Raw genomic sequence first — 16,867 nt, 5'->3', positions numbered from 1 at the left:
GGCCGGTTCAGGCCCCCGGCGCGCCCAGCACGTCGCGCCACAGCTCGACGGCATCGGGCATCACCGGGCGGTCGGGGTCGTCGACGAGCTCCTGCACCTGGGCAGGGGTCATCCACCCACCCCAGGCCACCTCGCTGGCCTGGCGGTGGACCGGGCCGTCCCAGACCACCCGGTAGAGCCAGGCGTGCAGGTTCAGCTGCTCGTCGCGGTAGTCGGCCTGCTTGACGAAGACCAGTGGCGCCTCGATGCCGAGTTCCTCGGCCAGTTCGCGGCGCGCCGCCTCCTCGGGCTCCTCGCCAGCGGCGACCATGCCACCGGCCGCCAGGTCGTACCAGCCGGGGTAGACGTCCTTGGTGTCGGTGCGCCGGTGCACGTAGACCTCGCCGCGCGAATTGGTCACCAGGATGCCGGTGCCGCCGTGGCGCAGGTTTTCCCGACGGATCCGCGATCGCAGGGCGGTGCCGCAGACCCGGCCCTGGTCGTCGTAGAGGTTGGCGAGTTCGTCGCTCATGGCCGCCAGCATGCCATTCGCCCGAGGGATGGAATTCCTGCGGCCAGGCAGTGGTTGACCTCGTAGCGTGAACCCGTCCACCAGCAAGGACCACCGGCCCATCCGACGTGCCGGTGCCACCCCGGCGAGAGGCAGCCATGATCCGCACCGCATCCCCGAGTCCGGCCGACACGGCGCCCCACTACCGCACCGCGGTGGCCAATGACCAGATCTGGGAGCGCATCCGCGAGGAGGCGGCCGTCGACGCCGTCGAGGAGCCGGCACTGGCGGGCTTCCTGAACACGGTGGTGCTGGGCCACGAGACGCTGTGCGACTCGCTGAGCTACCTGCTGGCCAGCAAGCTGGAGAGCCCGGTGATGACGGCGCTGACCCTGCGCGACCTGATCCAGCACGCCTTCACCGAGGACGAGTCCATCCCGGGGGCGGTGCTGGCCGACCTGCAGGCCATCATGCAGCGCGACCCGGCCTGCCGCGGCTACTCCACCCCGCTGCTGCACTTCAAGGGCTTCCACGCCATCCAGGCCCACCGGGTGGCGCACTTCTACTGGGAGCGCGAGCGCTTCGCCTTGGCGCTGTTCCTGCAGAGCCGCATCTCCGAGGTGCTGGCCGTCGACATCCACCCCGGCGCGCGCCTGGGCAAAGGCCTGATGTTCGACCACGCCACCAGCGTCGTGATCGGTGAGACGGCCGTGGTGGAGGACGACTTCTCGATGCTGCACGAGGTGACGCTGGGCGGCACCGGCAAGGAGGGCGGCGACCGCCATCCCAAGATCGGCCGGGGCGTGATGATCGGTGCCGGCGCGAAGGTGCTGGGCAACATCCGCGTGGGCGAGGGTGCCAAGGTCGGCTCCGGTTCGGTGGTGCTGCACGACGTGCCGCCGCACACCACGGTGGCGGGGGTGCCGGCCAAGCCGGTGAGCTACCCGCGCTCGGCGCTGCCGGCGCTCGACATGGACCAGTCCTTGGACGAGGAGCCCTCGGGTGAGTGACCGAGTCGCGTGACTTGACATTCCACGGTCTGTCGCAATCCCCGCCCTGGCAAGCAGGGAAGGAAGAGGCGGCAGCGAAGGTGATCGGCTGTTGAAATTGCGCGGCCAGACAGGGGCCGATCGGCGGGCCGTTCCCAGCTGATCTTCAGCTAGGGTGGCAAGGCCCCATCCTTGGCTCCACTCCCCCGTGGATCGAAAGGCACCTACGCGTCCCGTACGCGCACCACAGCGGCCCTGGCCGCAGGCGGGGCCCTGCTGTTCGGCAGCCTCGCCACCGCAACACCTGCAGGAGCGGAATACCTGGGCGGAACCAACGTCCCGGACACCGCACCGACGCAGTTCATCGTCACCTTCGAGTCCTCGCTGAGCCCCGCCAGCACCGAGACCCGCACCGAGACCGTCGACGGCGTGCTCGTGTCCCACTCGCGCACCGTGAGCGGGCTGCGCACCATGAGCGACGGCAACACCGTCGTGCGCCTCGACGAGCCGCTGCCCAGCTCCGAGGTGGGCGATTTCCTGACCCGGCTCGGCGAGGCCGACGGCGTCGCCCGGGTCGAGGTGGACCGCAAGATGTATGCCGATGCAGGGCACCAGCATGGCCACCCCGCACGTCGCAGGAGTCGTGGCACTGATGAAGGGCAGCCAAGCCCTCGCTGACCCCGGCCCAGATCGAGCAGACCCTCAAGGACTCGGCACGTCCGCTGCCCGAGGGCTGCTTCAAGGGTTGTGGCGCCGGCCTGGTGGATGCCACCGCGGCGGTGCGAGCCGTCGCCGGCAATGCTCCCACGCCAACGCCTCCGGCGACCCCACCCCGAAGCCGACTCCTCAACCCACCCCCGACGATGGCGTCGCCAGTCCGTTGGTCAACGGTGACTTCGAGTCGCGCGTCGGCTGGAATGATCCGTACGGCCTCATCACCACCCAGGGCCCTGCCCGCAGTGGCTCCGGCGTGGCAAGCCTTGGTGGCGTCGGCCGCCGCGGCGAGCGTGCCATCAGCCAGACGTTCACCCTGTCGCGCAATGCCACCCGGCTCGACTTGGCCCTGCAGGTCAGGAGCAATGAGGTCATCCGCAATGCTGTCGACCGCCTGAGCATCTCGATCGACGGTCGGGAGGTCGCCAGTGCCTCGAATGTCACTGCCAAGGACCGTTGGCTGCAGCAGTCGGGCGACATCAGCGCCTTCGCCGGACGCACCGTGACGCTGAAGATCAGCTCCAACGAGGACTTCCTGCTGCCGACGCGCTTCTACGTCGACGACCTGGTCGTCCGCTGACCCACCCCACAGGGCCGATCCTTGCTGTCCACGACCGTGGCAGGAAGGATCGGCCCCTTTCCTGCGCGGATAGACTGGGACGGATCCCGACGGCGCAGACACCGCCGGGCGGTGGGTTCCGATGCCGGGCGGGGACTGCGCCACGAAGGACGAGGCCGTCCGGGAAGGAATTGGCGATGACCAGCGAGACGACACCGACCAGGACTGCCGTGGACAAGGCCATGTCCCTGTTGCGTGCCTTCGGTGCCGATGCCTCCACCGGGGTGGGTGTCAGTGAACTGGCGCGCCGGGCCGAGCTGAGCAAGTCCACGGCCTTCCGCCTGCTGGGAACCCTGGAGCGCAATGGTGCCGTCGAGCGTGCCGGCACCAACTACCGCCTCGGCTCGATGCTGCAGGAGCTGACCACCCCGGTGCGGGTCCCCGAGACCGAGCTGATCCGCGACACCTTCACCCCCTTCCTGGCCCACCTGTACGAGCGCACCCGCCGCACAGTCCACCTGGCCGTGCTCGACGGACCCACCGTGGTCTACCTGAACAAGCTGCACGGCCTGCAGCACCTGCCGGCTCCGTCGCGGATCGGCGGGCGCGTGCCGGCCTACTGCACTGCCGTCGGCAAGGCGATGCTCGCCTATGACCCGGTGGCCGCCGAGCAGGTCTTCTCCCACACGCTCACCGCCTGGACCTCGCACACCATCACCGACCCCGCCCGGCTGCGCTCGCAGCTGGAGCGCATCCGTACCCACGGCGTCGCCTTCGACTGCGAGGAGATCCGGCTCGGGCTCAACTGCGTCGCCTCCCCGATCCTGTCGCCCACCGGCAACCCGGTTGCAGCGCTGAGCGTCTCGGGGCCCACCACCAGCTACGACCCCCGCACCCAGGCCGTCGCCCTGCGCAGTGTCTGCGCCGAGGCCTCCAAGGCCTATGCCACCCGGTTGCGGGCAGCACGCCGCAGGCAGGGCTGAGTGACGGCGGGCCGTCACCGCCGCGAAACCGTTCGCCTGGAGCCGATCGGCGCCCGCAGGCTGCCTGCCGGCGCCTACCGTGGAGCAATGACGACAACGCAGATCATTTTGGTCCGCCACGGGCAGTCCGAGGGCAATGTGGCTGCCGAACTTGCCGCCAGCCAGCACCTGGAGCGCATCGACGCCCCCGCCCGCGATGCCGACGTGGAGCTGTCCGAGCTGGGCCGGCGTCAGGCCGCTGCCGTGGGGCAGTGGCTGCACGAGCTCGACGAGTCCGAGCGCCCCACCAGGGTGTGGACCAGCCCCTTCCGTCGTGCCCGCCAGACCGCCCGCATCGCCGTCGAGGGGTCTGGGCTGAAGGACTCTGCCGACGCCGACCTGCTGGATCCGCGCATCGACGAGCGGCTGCGCGACCGCGACATGGGCATCACCGACATGCTCACCGCCGACGGGATCCGCAAGAAGTACCCGGAGGAGGCCGAGCGGCGGGCCTGGCTGGGCAAGTTCTACTACCGTCCGCCGGGCGGTGAGTCGTGGGCCGACGTCGCCGGCCGGGTGCGTGCCGTGATGGGTGACATTGCCGCCCAGAACGAGGGCGAGTGCGTCCTGGTCAGCGCCCATGACGTGGTCAACCTGCTCTTCTGCTATGTGGCCGAGGGCATGGACGAGCACCAGGTGCTGGAACGCAGCCAGACCAATGGGTTGCGCAATGCCGCGATCTGCCGCCTGGTGCGCGAAGAGGACTCCCGCACCGGCTGGACCGTGACCGACTACAACATCGACAGCCACCTGCGCGAGGCCGGCATCACCGTCACCGACCAGCCGGGCGCCTCGGACGAGGTGGGCGCCCCCGCCGCCGCGGGCACCGACGGCACCGACCGTCTGCACGGGGAGCGCGAGGCCGACGGCGATGAGTGAGCAGCTGGACGGCAGCGTTCCCCAAGAGGTGGCCGGGGGTCGGGTGGACGACCCGCGGCTGGTGACCACCGAACTGCTGCGGCGGTGGCCGCTGCCCACCCCGCAGGGGTCGAAGTACTCCCGCGGTCAGGTGCTGGTGGTGGGCGGTGCTGCGGCGACACCGGGCGCCGCGATGCTGGCCGGGCGGGCGGCGCTGCGCGTCGGGGCGGGCCGGTTGAGCCTGGCCGTCTCGGCGCAGGTGGCGCCGCACGTGGCCGTCGCCCTGCCCGAGAGCGGAGTCATCTCACTGGACTGTGACGAGCGGGGCTCGATCACCGGTCAGGGCGCCGCGCAGGCGTTGGAGCGTGAGCTGGGCCGCTGCCAGGCGGTGCTGGTCGGCCCGGGCCTGGACCATCCCGAGGGGGCGCAGCGCCTGGTGCGGGCCGTCGTCGAGCAGGCTCCCGAGGACGTTCCGGTGCTGCTGGACGCCTTTGGTGCGACGGTGCTGCCCGACCTGGACCGCACGCTGGTGGCGCGGCTGGCCGGGCGCCTGGTACTCACCCCCAACACGGGGGAACTGGCGCGGCTGCTCGACGTGGAGGCGCTGGACGACGACCAGCTGCCCGCCTCCACCCTGGAGTGTGCTGCTCGCTACCGCGCCGCCGTCGCCTGTTCCGGCTGGGTGGCCTGGCAGGGGGCGCTGTGGCGGATGACCAGCGGTGACTCGGGGTTGGGCACCTCCGGCAGCGGTGACGTCTCGGCTGGGGCGGTCACGGGCCTGCTGACCCGCGGCGCCACGCCCGTGCAGTCGCTGCTGTGGGGAATCCACCTTCATGCCGAGGCCGGCGAGTCGCTCTACTCGACGCACGGCCGGGTGGGCTACCTGGCCACCGAGGTGGCCGATGCGCTGCCGTCGACGATGACCCGGCTGGGCGGGGTCTGAGCACACGCGGACTGGGACCGCCGGGTCTAGCGTGTGGGCATGATCCAGTTCCGCGCCAATGTCTTCTCCGAGTCGCTGGGGCACTGCACCTCGGTGACCGTCCTGCTGCCGCAGGCCACTGGTGGCCAGATCGGTCTGTCGGGGATGGTGCGTACGGCCACGCCGGTGCTCTACCTGCTGCACGGGCTGTCCGACGACGACACCATCTGGCTGCGTCGCACCTCGATCGAGCGGCACGCCTCCGAGTACGGCCTGGCCGTCGTGATGCCCGATGCGGGGCGCTCCTTCTACTGCAATGAGGTGCACGGCGAGCGTTACTGGGACTGGGTCAGCCAGGAGCTGCCGCGCCTGGTGGCCGAGACCTTCCAGGTCTCGACGGCGCGCGAGGACACCTTCGTCGCCGGGCTGTCGATGGGTGGTTTCGGCGCCTTCAAGCTGGCCCTGCGCCAGCCGGGTCGTTTCGCGGCGGCCGGTTCGCTCAGTGGCTGCCTCGACATGGCCAGCTCGCCGCGCTCGCCGGAGTTCACGACCGAACCCTCGCCAATCTGGGGTGAGCAGCCGATCCGCGGCACCGGCGACGACCTGGTGCACCTGGTGGGCCAGGCCGATCCAGCGGGTCTTCCCCGGTTGTGGCTGACCTGCGGCACCGAGGACCGGCTGGCACCGCACAACCACACCTTCGCGGAGGCCGCCGGACATGCCGGTGTGCCGGTGGTGGTGGACTGGGCGCCGGGCGATCACGAGTGGGGCTACTGGGACGCCAAGATCCAGGACTTCCTGCGCTTCGCACTCGGAAGCACCACGTCCTGAGCGGCCCATCGGCGAGGATGGGGCCATGACCCGAGCGCCCCGCCCCTTCCTCATCGACATGGACGGCACCCTGGTGGACTCCACGGTGGCCGTCGAGAATGCCTGGCGTGCCTTCTGTGGGCTGCACCGCCTCGACCTGGCGCAGGTGCTGGCCTTCGCCCATCGCCGCCCGACGCTGGCCACCACCAGCCACTTCCTCGACGATCGGGCACTGGCCGGGCAGGAGGCGCTGCGCATCCAGGCCGGCGAGCTGGAGGTCAGCGAGGGAGTCGGCATGGTGCCGGGCGCAGCGGACCTTGTCGCGGCCCTGGGCGATGACTGGGCCCTGGTCACCTCGGCCGACCGGGCCCTGGCCACCCGACGGATGTAGTTGGCCGGGGTGCCGATGCCCAGCACCTGCGTCTTCAGCGAGGACATCACCCGCGGCAAGCCCGACCCGCAGCCCTACCTGTTGGCCGCCGAGCGGCTGGGTGTCGACATCGTCGAGTGCATCGTGCTGGAGGACTCCCCTGCCGGCGTCCGGGCTGGACGCGGCAGCGGCGCGACCACCGTGGTCGTCGGGGGCCTGTCCGACTTCGACGGCCGGCCGCTGAGACTGCCCGACCTGGGCGGCACCAGTCCGTAGGAGCTCTCCCTTGAGGTGTAGGGGCCGGACCAGACGGGGCTCGGCGTGGGGCAGCGCACCCTGAACCGAATACCCCCACCCTGAACCGGGGCCCGCCACCCTGAACCGAGCAGCCCGACCCCGACGTAGGAACTCCCGGGCCGCACCCCTTGCTTCAGGGCCATGCCACCACCTTCAGGGTCCGCCCCACTTCCAGTCGCCAAAGCCAGCGCCGACCTGGCCCTCCGGGGAACGCGCAGACTCGTCGCCCCGCGCCCAGTCCATAGGCAGGATCCTTTGACCACAGGCAAACCAGCCACACGGTGTGTCCATCGGGACGACGGGGTGCCTGACGGCACGAGTCCGGAAGAACGGCACCGGGGCACCTGCTGGCCTTCTGACCACACCGACACGCCCTAATACACTCGTCCGGCTCAAACCACACCCAATCTGGGTCAGGAGCCACAACGTCCCCAGGGCCACACCCGCTCCAACCGCTTCTGGGTCGTTCACTTCCAGAGCGCCGACGCCACCCGCCGGCAGACCTCTTCAGGCTCCCGCAGGATCTCGTCCCAGGTCACCCGGATGACGCGGTAGCCACACGCGCGCAGGCGATCCTCGCGTTGCTTCTCGCGCCAGAGTGCATCGGACGGGCGCTCCCCGGGACGGAGCAGGGCGCCATACTTCACCTTTCCGTCGAACTCGACGATCACCTTCTGTTCCGGCCAGCACAGGTCCACCCGGCCCACCAGTCCCTTGGCATCCCGCACCTCGTACTGCAGCACCGGGATCGGAAGGCCCGCCTGGTGGAAGGCCACCCGGCACAGGGACTCACCCGCACTCTGCGATTCGCCGTCGGCCAGCTGCACGGCGGCCCGAAGACCCGGCGCGCCGGGAAGCCCCTTGGCCGCGAGCGTGAGCGCGTCCAGATCCTTGCATTCCACGAGATTGCGCCGCAGCGCGTCGTCCAGCGCGACCACCGCCCAGCCCAGGTCCTCGCAACGGCCGAGGTCCGACAGGGTCCGGCGGATCGTGGTGGTGCGGAGTCCTTGCACGAGGCAGACCTCGTCGTCGGGCAGGGCCGCGGTGTGGACGTGGACCAGCGCCGTGCGCCACCCCTTCGCCTGACGGGTGACGTGAACCCGCCCCAGGCTGGCCGTCCTCACCAGCAAGCCGTGGAGCACCCCGGCCGACGCATGACTCACCACGGCTTCGTCACAGAGCCCGGGCATCGTGCCCAGCACCATGAGGCGGTGCTGCTCGGTGTGCGAGAGTTCGCCGGGCGCTCGGTAGACGCCGCGTCGAAGCCTGTCCACTTCTCCCGCAGACACCGCCTTGCGCAGGACCTTGGCGTCTACGCCGTCGGCCCGAAGACTGCTGGTGCTCCTGATGTCGCCCATGATCCGTGTTCGCACATGCCCATCGTCGGAGCATCGCGCCGGGGAACGGAAGGGGGTGGGTGCGCACGGGCAACACTCGGACAACACTCCTGTGGGTGCGGCGGGAGGGGCCATCGAACGACCCTGAAGGCAGGCACCCGACCCTGAAGTCAGTGGGTGCTCCCGGACGTACCAACTGCCGGGTCGGGCCACTGGCTTCCGGGAAGGCCCACTCCTTTCGGGGTCGGGCCACGACGTCCATGCACGGCCCGCCACGAGCGCCCCCCACAGGCTTTCCCACAACCCCCTGTGGATGCTGTGGACAATTGGGGGCAGCTTGGGGACGCGGACCGGCGCAGGGCTGTCCACGGCCCCGGAAATGGACCGACGACCAGATTCCCGACCGGCCACTGACTAGGACTGCAGGCGGTCCAAGCGGGCTTTCGCGGCTGGAATTTCGCCCGTGTAATTATCCCCAGCGGTGGACAAAGCTGTGGACAACTCCGCCCCAACCCCGCCAATCGCCATCTGACAAGCGGTGATGGTAATCGACGTGATTCACATCACATCCCCAGGAGCCCACTTGTCCACAGTTGTCCACCGTGGGGGTGTGCACGACGGCACTTCCTTGGGCCCTCGCCGCACAGGCCATATCGTTGGCCACATCCCCACCGACAGCCGGCCGGGGACTTCCCGGAGGCCTTCTCGTGCTACACACCACCCAGTTCGCCGTCGACCTGCTGGTCTGGATCGCGGCAGCGGTCACCATGGGCGCCTGGACCACCGCCGCCTTCATTCGCCCCCGCCGGGGCCCACAGCGCGAACGGCTCGTCGGGGACCGACTGCTCGGCCTGGCCCGCCTGTCGGGACTCATCGGGGCCGGCGCCAGTGCCGTGATGGCCGTCCTGTCCCGCGACCTGTCGGGCGGCTACTCGCACGGGGAGTCAATGGGCTGGTGCGTCGCCGTCGGCTTCGGCCTGGCCAGCACCCTGCTCACCTTCTGGAAGCACTGGGAGTCTGCGCTCTACGCCCTGCTGCTGCAGTCGGTCGCACTGGTGGCCCCGATCGCCGCCACCGAGCGCCGGGTCCCGCTCAACCACGACCTCACCGGTGACACCCGCATGATCGCCGCCGTCTGCTTCACGCTGCTGGCCGGAACCTGGGCCTGCCGGCTCTTCCTCAGCGCCGACGACGCCCGCGACCGCATCGTCTGTTTCCGGATGCGCCTGCTGAGCTGTGTGCTGGCCGTGACCACCGTCATGGCCGACGTGGTCACCGCTGCCGCCCTGCCCGGCCCGCTCACCGACGAGGACGCCTCCTGGCACCTGGCACGGGCCGGTGCCGCGCTGGTGATCGGCGCCCTGTGCTGGTGGTCCAGCTCCGCAGCCGCCTCCCTGGCAATGGCCGTGATCGGCATGATGGGACAGTTCGCCGCCGCCAGCGCCTTCCGCGCCGTCCCCACCGAGAACCCACGCCTCGCCGTCGACGTCGCCGCGATCGGCTACTCCGTGGCCGACTGGCCCACCCTGGTGAACCTGGTGGTCAAGTGGCGCATCAACCCCTTCTTCCTGTGCCTGGCCGTCGCCGCCGTGGCGAGCTACCTGTGGCTCGTGCACCGCGTCCACCAGCAGGGCAAGCACTGGCCCGCCGGACGCACCGCCGCCTGGGTGATCGGCTGGGTCATCGTGGTGCTGCTCACCAGCTCCGGGGTCGGCCGCTATGCCCCGGTGGTCTTCAGCGTCCACATGTTCATGAACCTGGGACTCAACATGCTGGCCGCCATGGTGCTGGTGCTGGGCGGCTACCTGACGCTGGTGCTGCAGGCCGTGCCGCCGCGTGGCGAGCAGCACTCGGCCGGGGTGCACGAATGGGTCCAGACCTTCATGCGCTCCCGGCTGGTGGCCCTGCTCCACCACCCGCTGATCGCGCTGGTCTTCATGACCGGCACCTACTACGTCTTCTACCTCACCAGCCTGTTCACCCGCAGCCTCGAGGTGCACTGGCTGCACCAGCTGTTCTACCTGCACTTCCTGGTCAGCGGGTGCATCTTCTACGGGCTGATCATCGGTGTCGACCAGCCGGTCCATCCCCTGCCCCACCTGGGACGGCTGGGCCTCATCATCGGCGCCATGCCCTTCCACGCCTTCTTCGGCGTGATCCTGATGAGCAAGACCTCCGTCTACGCCGAGGACTTCCTGAACTCCATCGGCCACCCGTGGATGGCGGCCCGGGGGCTGGCGCACGACCAGTGGGTGGGTGGCACCATCGCCTGGGCCGGTGGTGAGTTCCCGCTGGCCGTCGCCCTGGGGGCGCTGTTCGTCCAGTGGGCCCGCCAGGACAAGAAGGAGAGCGACAGCTTCGACCAGGGCATCGACTCCGGTGACGACGAGTCCCTCGACGCCTACAACCAGATGCTGACGCAGCTGGCGGAGCGTGATCGCAGGGGCTGAGCCGACCGGCCCGCGCCACGCCATCGGCGTAATCGCGCACCTCCTTGGCGTGAAAGCCTTGAGGGCGACCCCCGGACAGGGCAGGCTCACAGGCACAAGCCCCCAGCCAAGGAGACAGAACGTGAGCACCGAATCCGAGCAGAAGTCCGTCGACGAGGTCGTGGCCATGCTGCGTCAGCAGCACATCGCCATGATGACAACCATCGACGGGGACGCCATGGTCTCGCGCCCGATGGGCGTCCAGCGCGTCGACGATGACGCCACCATCTGGTTCTTCGCCGTCGCCGACAGCGACAAGGCCCGCCAGATCGCGGCCGATCCCCGCACCAACCTTGCCTTCACCGACGGCGACCAGCTCTCGGTCAGCGGAACTGCCGTCATCGTCAAGGACCAGTCCGTCATCGACGAGCTCTGGGACACCCGCGTCGCGGCCTGGATGCAGTGCGAGTCCACCGACCCGAAGGTGGCGCTGATCCGCGTCGACGCCGATTCCGTCGGCTACTGGGACACCCCCCACGCCGCCGGAACCCTGCTCGAGGTCGCCAAGGGCGTGCTCGGCGGCCACCGTCCCCAGGCCGGCAAGTCCGGCGTCGTGGAGGTCTGAGCCATGGCGCAGCCTCCCGCCCCCGGCACCCGGCCCGTCGCACTGGTGGCGGGGGCCTCCCGCGGCCTCGGGCTGCTGATCGCCACCGACCTGGCCGCCCGCGGCCACGACGTGGCCATCTGCTCCCGCGACGAGCAGAGCCTCCAGCAGGGACGCGATCAGATCCTGCGCTGCGTTCCCGAGGCGCGGGTGCACACCATGGCCTGTGACGTCGCCGACGAGCAGCAGGTGCGAGACCTGGTCGACTCCACCGAACAGGCCCTCGGGCCGGTCGAGGTGGCCATCCACGTCGCCGGCATCATCCAGGTCGGCCCCTGGCAGGCGAGCCACCACGACCACTTCGAGCAGGCCATCGACATCATGCTGTGGGGACCGATCAACCTGGCCCTGGCCGTCGTGCCGCGCATGACCGAACGCGGCCACGGCCGCTTCGGCGTCGTCACGTCGATCGGCGGGAAGGTGAGCCCCCCGCGCCTGCTGCCCTATTCGACGGCGAAGTTCGGTGCGGTCGGTTTCGTCGAGGGGTTGTCGGCCGAACTGGCCGGCACGGGCGTCACCGCCACCACCATCGTCCCGGGCCTGATGCGCACCGGATCGCACGTGCAGGCGAAGTTCTTCGGCGACGCGGCCAAGCAGTACGCCTGGTTCGCGCCGGCCGCCTCCCTGCCGCTGCTGTCCATGGATGCCCACAAGGCGGCCTCGAAGATGGTCGACGGGGTGCTGACCGGGCGTCCGGTGGCCCTCATCTCACCGCTGAGCCACATCGGAACCCGCGTGCACGGCCTGGCGCCGAACCTGACCGTCCACGCCATGGGGCTGGCGAGCCGCCTGCTGCCCAAGGGGTCTTCCTCCGAGGTGGTCGACGGCCGTACCGCCCGGGAGCGCCTGTCCTCGCCGCTGGTCGACCGGCTCACCACCCTCGGGGACCGCGCCACCCGCCGCCACAACGAGTAGGGCCCCGGCGCACGGCCGCTTCCCCTGCCGTGTTGCCCCTTGCCACGACGTTGGCGGCCCAGCAGCACCCCCGAGCAGCGACGCGGGCGGCACCCTCCGGCCGGGTCAGTAGGCTGGGGCCAGACGAAAGGCTGGGTACAGACGTGGCAACAAGCAGGGCGACGGCAGGCTCCGGGACGACCGACGAGCTGCCGCAGCTGGAGCTCGACATCTCGGGCATGACCTGCGCGGCCTGCGCCAACCGCATCGAGCGCAAGCTGAACAGGCTCGACGGCGTCACCGCCATGGTCAACCTGGCCACCGAACGCGCCCTGGTGCAGGGGCTCGGCCCCGCCGACGCGCCACTGGCGATCGAGACCGTCAAGAAGGCCGGCTACGGCGCCGCGGTCCACGACGACGAGGACGACACCTGGACCCAGCGCGCCGCCGCCGAGCGCACCTCGTCGCTGCGCCGCCGCCTCACCGTCGCCGCCCTGCTCAGCGTCCCGCTGATGTCGCTCACCCTGCAGCTGGCGCTGGTGCCCAGCGTCCGCTTCACCGGCTGGCAGCTGCTGTGCGTGCTGATGGCACTGCCCATCGTCACCTGGTGTGCCTGGCCCTTCCACCGGGCCACGATCCGCGGCCTGCGGCACCGTTCCCTGAGCATGGACAGCCTGATCTCACTGGGGGCGAGCGTCAGTTTCCTGTGGGCGCTGTGGACGCTTGCCTTCCCCACCGAGGAGGCCGGCTACTGGCTGGGCTTCGGCAACACCCCGGCCGGGGCCGATGCCGTCTACCTCGACGTGGCCGCCGGCATGGTCACCTTCCAGCTCGCCGGGCGCTACTTCGAGTCGCGTGCCCGCCGCCGCGCCGGGGAGGTGCTGCACGCACTGGGAAACCTTGCCGTGAAGGAGGTTCGGCGTCTGCGCCCGGACGGCAGCACCGAGACCGTGCCCGCCGACCAGTTGCGCACCGGCGAGCACTATGTGGTGCTGCCCGGGGAGCGTTTCGTCGCGGACGGCGTCGTCACCGAGGGTCAGTCCACCATCGACACCTCCGCCATGACCGGCGAGTCGGTGCCCGCCGAGGCCGTCGCCGGCGACCAGGTGCTGGGCGGCACCACGAACCTCACCGGGCGGCTGGTGGTCAAGGCCGAGGCCGTCGGCGCCCGCACCCGGTTGGCGCAGATGGCAGCCATCGCCGACGAGGCACAGCGCCGCAAGTCGCGGGTGCAGAAGCTCGCCGACCGCATCACCCAGTACTTCGTGCCGGCCGTGATCGTACTGGCCCTGCTGGTGGGCCTCGGCTGGTGGTTCACCACCGGCTCACCTGCCCGCGCCCTGAGCGTGGCCGTCGCCGTGTTGATCATCGCCTGCCCCTGCGCCCTGGGCCTGGCCACCCCCACCGCGCTGATGGTGGGCGTGGGCAGGGCAGGCCAGCTCGGTGTGCTGGTGAAGGGCCAGGACGCGCTGGAGAGTTCGGGACGCATCGACACCGTCGTGCTCGACAAGACCGGCACCCTCACCACCGGCACCATGGCCGTCACTGACGTCATCCCCTCCCCCGGGCTGACCCCCAGCGATGTCCTGGTGCCGGCCGCCGCCGTCGAGCGCGGCTCCGAGCACCCGATCGCGACCGCCATCGTGACGGTCGCCGCCGACCTCGCCGCCGTCGGCGGTGCCAGTGGTGGCCGCGCGCCGCGCGAGGTGAGTGCCACCGGCTTCGAGGCCCTGCCCGGATGGGGCGCGAAGGCCCTCGTCGACGGCCAGGAGTGCCTGGTGGGGCGGCTGGATGCCAGCGCCGCCTCCGACGATGCCGAGGCAGAGCGGCTGGCCGCCGAGTCGATCGAGAAGGCCGAGCTCACGGGGTCGGTGGCGGTCGCGGTGCGCCACGGCGGGCGCCTGTTGGGCGTCGTCACGCTGGCCGACCAGATCAAGCCGAGCGCGCCGTCGGCGGTGGAGAAGTTCGGCCAGATGGGGCTGCGCACGGTGCTGCTCACCGGCGACTCGGAACGGGTGGCCCGTCACGTCGCCGGCCAGCTGGGCATCGACGAGGTGCGCGCCCGGGTGCTGCCCGACGAGAAGGCCTCGGTGGTGCAGCAGCTGCGCGACGAGGGCCGCACCGTCGCCATGGTGGGCGACGGGATCAACGACTCCGCGGCGCTGGCGACGGCCAACCTGGGCATCGCGATGGGCCAGGGCACTGACATCGCCATGAAGAGCGCCGACATCATCGTGGTGCGCGACGACCTGCGCAGCGTGGTGGACGCCATCCAGTTGTCCCGACGCACCATCCGCACCATCAAGATGAACCTGGTGTGGGCCTTCGGCTACAACGTGGCCGCCATCCCGATCGCGGCCGCTGGCCTGCTGAACCCGCTGATCGCGGCGGCGGCGATGGCGATGAGCTCGGTGCTGGTGGTCTCCAACTCCTTGCGGCTGCGCACCTACGAGCCGGCCGAGCAGGTCGGCGGAGGCCGTCCCACACCAGACCGTCCCCACACACACCAAGCTGCCCCCCGCTGACGCAGCAGGGCCCCCACACCAAGCTGCCCCACACAACACAGCAGGGCCCGCACCGAAGTGCGGGCCCTGCTGATGTGTTCCTGGCCCCCGGACGGTCAGGCCCGGGGGGCGGGGATCACTTGCTGGCGGCGGTGACGTCCACAGTGATGTGGGCGCTCACGGCCTCGTGCAGCTTGATGCCGACGGTGTGGCTACCGACGAGCTTGATCGGCTTGGCGATCTGGATCGAGCGCTTGTCGATGGCGGGGCCACCGGCCTTCTTGATCGCCTGGGCGATGTCGGAGGCGGTGACGGCGCCGAAGAGCTTGCCCTCGGCGGAGGCAGCCTGGGCTGCGTAGCTGACCGACAGGCCCTCGAGCTGCTGCTTGACCTCGTTGGCGTGCTCGACGCCACGGATCTCCTTGGCGTCACGAGCGCGCTTGATGCCCTCGATCTGCTTCTCGGTGCCACGGGTCCAGCGGATCGCCTTGCCGGTGGGCAGCAGGTAGTTGCGGCCGTAGCCGTCCTTGACCTCGACGACGTCGCCGGCGATGCCGAGCTTCTCGACGGGTGCGGTGAGAATGAGCTTCATTGGGTTACTCCTGTTCTCAGCGCGCGGTGGACGCGTAGGGCAGCAGGGCGAGCTCGCGCGCGTTCTTGATCGCGATGGCGACCTTGCGCTGGTCCTGGACCGAGAGGCCCGTGACGCGACGCGCACGGATCTTTCCGCGCTCGGAGATGAACTTCCGCAGGGTTGCGGCGTCCTTGTAGTCGACGTTGTCGATGCGAACTGACTTCATCGGAACGATCTTCTTCTTGTTCACAGGCTTGCGCTGTGGACCGGCCATTGTGGTGCTCCTTGTCTGCGGGACAGGTCCCGCGAGCCCGGCGTGACGCCGGAATGTGCCTTCCCAGAGGGAATGGTCTTTCGTGGATTACTGGATGGTGCCGTCACGGTTGGGCCTGGCGGGCCCTGCCGATCAGAACGGCGGCTCGTCGCTCTGGGCCTGCGCCCAGGGATCGACGCCACCACCGCGGTTGTCGCCACCCTGGCCCTGGGGTGCGGACTGCCAGCCACCAGCGGCGTTGCCACCCTGGTTGCTGTTGAAGCCCTGCTGGCCACCACCGGCATTGCCGCCGGCGTTGTAGCCGCCACCCTGGTTGCCACCCTGCCAGTTGCCGCCACCGCCGGAACCGCCACCCGTCGTGCGGGTGACCTTCGCGGTGGCGTACCGCAGGGAGGGACCGACCTCGTCGACATCAACCTCGAAGACGGTGCGCTTCTCGCCCTCACGGGTTTCGTAGCTACGGCTCTTCAGGCGGCCCTGGACGACGACGCGCATTCCCTTGGTGAGGGACTCCGCGACGTTCTCGGCGGCCTGACGCCACACCGAACAATTGAGGAACATGGCATCACCGTCACGCCACTCGTTGGTCTGACGGTCGAACTGGCGCGGCGTCGAGGCGACGGTGAAGTTCGCCACGGCGGCACCCGAAGGGGTGAAGCGCAGTTCGGGATCGGCAGTGAGGTTGCCGACGAGGGTGATGGGAGTTTCGCCTGCCATGTTGTGTCTCCGGTCTGGTCGGACGTGGGAACTGGATGGAATGAGCCTGCCAGCTGCTGCTGACAGTTTCTCACCCACCAGCCCCCGAAGGACTGTCGTGGTGTTGTCCGGATGTTGTCCGGACGGTCGTGACGTTCAGCTGAGCGTGGGCTCAGTGGGCATCAGGACGCATCACCTTGGTCCGCATGATCTGCTCGTCGATGGTCATCAGACGATCCATCTCCTGGACGGCAGTCGGCTCGGCCGTGACGTTCACCACGACGTAGATGCCCTCGGGCTTCTTGCGGATCTCGTAGGCGAGACGACGCTTGCCCCAGACATCGACGTTGTCGACGGTGCCGCCGGCATTGGTGATGTTCTTGAGGTGCTTCTCCATGATGGGAGTCACCTGGCGCTCATCGGTGTCGGGATCGATGATCACGACGATTTCGTACTTGCGCATA

Annotated in this window: 19 protein-coding genes; 13 read left to right on the top strand and 6 right to left on the bottom strand. The window is 69.9% G+C overall.

The features are described from left to right. Window positions 1–7 precede the first annotated feature (7 nt). Window positions 8–511: an NUDIX domain-containing protein gene (locus ACYVKA_RS12650; RefSeq protein ID WP_460705890.1), complete on the bottom strand. Its 504-nt coding sequence runs from the start codon at window positions 509–511 to the stop codon at window positions 8–10. Between the two features lie 137 nt (window positions 512–648). On the opposite strand from ACYVKA_RS12650, the gene cysE reads away from it, so the two are divergent. From cysE to ACYVKA_RS12605, 9 genes are all read left to right on the top strand, one after another. After that, window positions 649–1,500 carry a serine O-acetyltransferase gene (gene cysE, locus ACYVKA_RS12645; protein WP_460705888.1) on the top strand — a complete coding sequence of 284 codons (852 nt, stop codon included), beginning with the start codon at window positions 649–651 and terminating at the stop codon, window positions 1,498–1,500. 171 nt (window positions 1,501–1,671) lie between these two features. Further along, window positions 1,672–2,157, top strand: coding sequence for a hypothetical protein (locus ACYVKA_RS12640; protein WP_460705886.1), 486 nt, complete (start codon window positions 1,672–1,674; stop codon window positions 2,155–2,157). Further along, the gene (locus tag ACYVKA_RS12635) at window positions 2,075–2,773 is read left to right on the top strand and encodes a S8 family serine peptidase (protein WP_394276194.1); all 699 of its coding nucleotides are present in this window, start codon (window positions 2,075–2,077) and stop codon (window positions 2,771–2,773) included. The genes ACYVKA_RS12640 and ACYVKA_RS12635 overlap by 83 nt, the downstream gene beginning before the upstream one ends. A 176-nt stretch (window positions 2,774–2,949) precedes the next feature. Next, window positions 2,950–3,735, top strand: coding sequence for an IclR family transcriptional regulator (locus ACYVKA_RS12630; RefSeq protein ID WP_394276193.1), 786 nt, complete (start codon window positions 2,950–2,952; stop codon window positions 3,733–3,735). A gap of 87 nt (window positions 3,736–3,822) precedes the next feature. Continuing rightward, window positions 3,823–4,653, top strand: coding sequence for a histidine phosphatase family protein (locus ACYVKA_RS12625; protein WP_460705884.1), 831 nt, complete (start codon window positions 3,823–3,825; stop codon window positions 4,651–4,653). Continuing rightward, window positions 4,646–5,575 carry an NAD(P)H-hydrate dehydratase gene (locus tag ACYVKA_RS12620; RefSeq protein ID WP_394276191.1) on the top strand — a complete coding sequence of 310 codons (930 nt, stop codon included), beginning with the start codon at window positions 4,646–4,648 and terminating at the stop codon, window positions 5,573–5,575. The genes ACYVKA_RS12625 and ACYVKA_RS12620 overlap by 8 nt, the downstream gene beginning before the upstream one ends. A gap of 39 nt (window positions 5,576–5,614) precedes the next feature. Beyond that, window positions 5,615–6,385, top strand: a complete 771-nt coding sequence (locus tag ACYVKA_RS12615) for an alpha/beta hydrolase (RefSeq protein ID WP_460705882.1) — start codon at window positions 5,615–5,617, stop codon at window positions 6,383–6,385. Window positions 6,386–6,410: 25 nt separating this feature from the next. Further along, entirely contained in the window at window positions 6,411–6,755 is a 345-nt protein-coding gene (locus tag ACYVKA_RS12610; RefSeq protein WP_460705880.1) for an HAD family hydrolase, read from the top strand. 15 nt (window positions 6,756–6,770) lie between these two features. Further along, window positions 6,771–7,010 (top strand): HAD family hydrolase, encoded by a 240-nt coding sequence (locus ACYVKA_RS12605; protein WP_460705878.1) that lies wholly within the window; start codon window positions 6,771–6,773, stop codon window positions 7,008–7,010. A gap of 488 nt (window positions 7,011–7,498) precedes the next feature. Here ACYVKA_RS12605 and ACYVKA_RS12600 read toward each other — a convergent pair whose 3' ends face one another. Continuing rightward, entirely contained in the window at window positions 7,499–8,236 is a 738-nt protein-coding gene (locus ACYVKA_RS12600) for an endonuclease domain-containing protein (RefSeq protein ID WP_394276188.1), read from the bottom strand. A gap of 839 nt (window positions 8,237–9,075) precedes the next feature. Here ACYVKA_RS12600 and ACYVKA_RS12595 point away from each other — a divergent pair. The 4 genes from ACYVKA_RS12595 to ACYVKA_RS12580 all read left to right on the top strand — a co-directional run bounded on the left by ACYVKA_RS12595 (window position 9,076) and on the right by ACYVKA_RS12580 (window position 14,880). Continuing rightward, window positions 9,076–10,818, top strand: coding sequence for a cytochrome c oxidase assembly protein (locus tag ACYVKA_RS12595; protein WP_460705876.1), 1,743 nt, complete (start codon window positions 9,076–9,078; stop codon window positions 10,816–10,818). A gap of 121 nt (window positions 10,819–10,939) precedes the next feature. Next, window positions 10,940–11,422: a pyridoxamine 5'-phosphate oxidase family protein gene (locus tag ACYVKA_RS12590; RefSeq protein WP_394276186.1), complete on the top strand. Its 483-nt coding sequence runs from the start codon at window positions 10,940–10,942 to the stop codon at window positions 11,420–11,422. Between the two features lie 3 nt (window positions 11,423–11,425). Beyond that, window positions 11,426–12,376, top strand: coding sequence for an SDR family NAD(P)-dependent oxidoreductase (locus tag ACYVKA_RS12585; protein WP_460705874.1), 951 nt, complete (start codon window positions 11,426–11,428; stop codon window positions 12,374–12,376). Window positions 12,377–12,519: 143 nt separating this feature from the next. Further along, on the top strand, window positions 12,520–14,880 hold the full coding sequence (locus tag ACYVKA_RS12580; RefSeq protein WP_460705872.1) for a heavy metal translocating P-type ATPase: 2,361 nt from the start codon (window positions 12,520–12,522) through the stop codon (window positions 14,878–14,880). 115 nt (window positions 14,881–14,995) lie between these two features. On the opposite strand, the gene rplI is transcribed toward ACYVKA_RS12580, so the two are convergent. The 4 genes from rplI to rpsF all read right to left on the bottom strand — a co-directional run bounded on the left by rplI (window position 14,996) and on the right by rpsF (window position 16,866). Further along, window positions 14,996–15,451, bottom strand: coding sequence for a 50S ribosomal protein L9 (rplI, locus tag ACYVKA_RS12575; RefSeq protein ID WP_460705870.1), 456 nt, complete (start codon window positions 15,449–15,451; stop codon window positions 14,996–14,998). Window positions 15,452–15,467: 16 nt separating this feature from the next. After that, window positions 15,468–15,707 (bottom strand): 30S ribosomal protein S18, encoded by a 240-nt coding sequence (rpsR, locus tag ACYVKA_RS12570; RefSeq protein ID WP_094765601.1) that lies wholly within the window; start codon window positions 15,705–15,707, stop codon window positions 15,468–15,470. 132 nt (window positions 15,708–15,839) lie between these two features. Next, the gene (locus ACYVKA_RS12565) at window positions 15,840–16,424 is read right to left on the bottom strand and encodes a single-stranded DNA-binding protein (RefSeq protein ID WP_394276182.1); all 585 of its coding nucleotides are present in this window, start codon (window positions 16,422–16,424) and stop codon (window positions 15,840–15,842) included. 151 nt (window positions 16,425–16,575) lie between these two features. Beyond that, a complete protein-coding gene (gene rpsF / locus ACYVKA_RS12560; RefSeq protein ID WP_394276181.1) occupies window positions 16,576–16,866 on the bottom strand; it encodes a 30S ribosomal protein S6 in 291 nt (96 codons plus the stop codon). Window position 16,867: the final 1 nt, after the last annotated feature.

The organism is Luteococcus sediminum (assembly GCF_054783495.1).
This window is presented reverse-complemented; position numbering and strand designations above follow the sequence as displayed.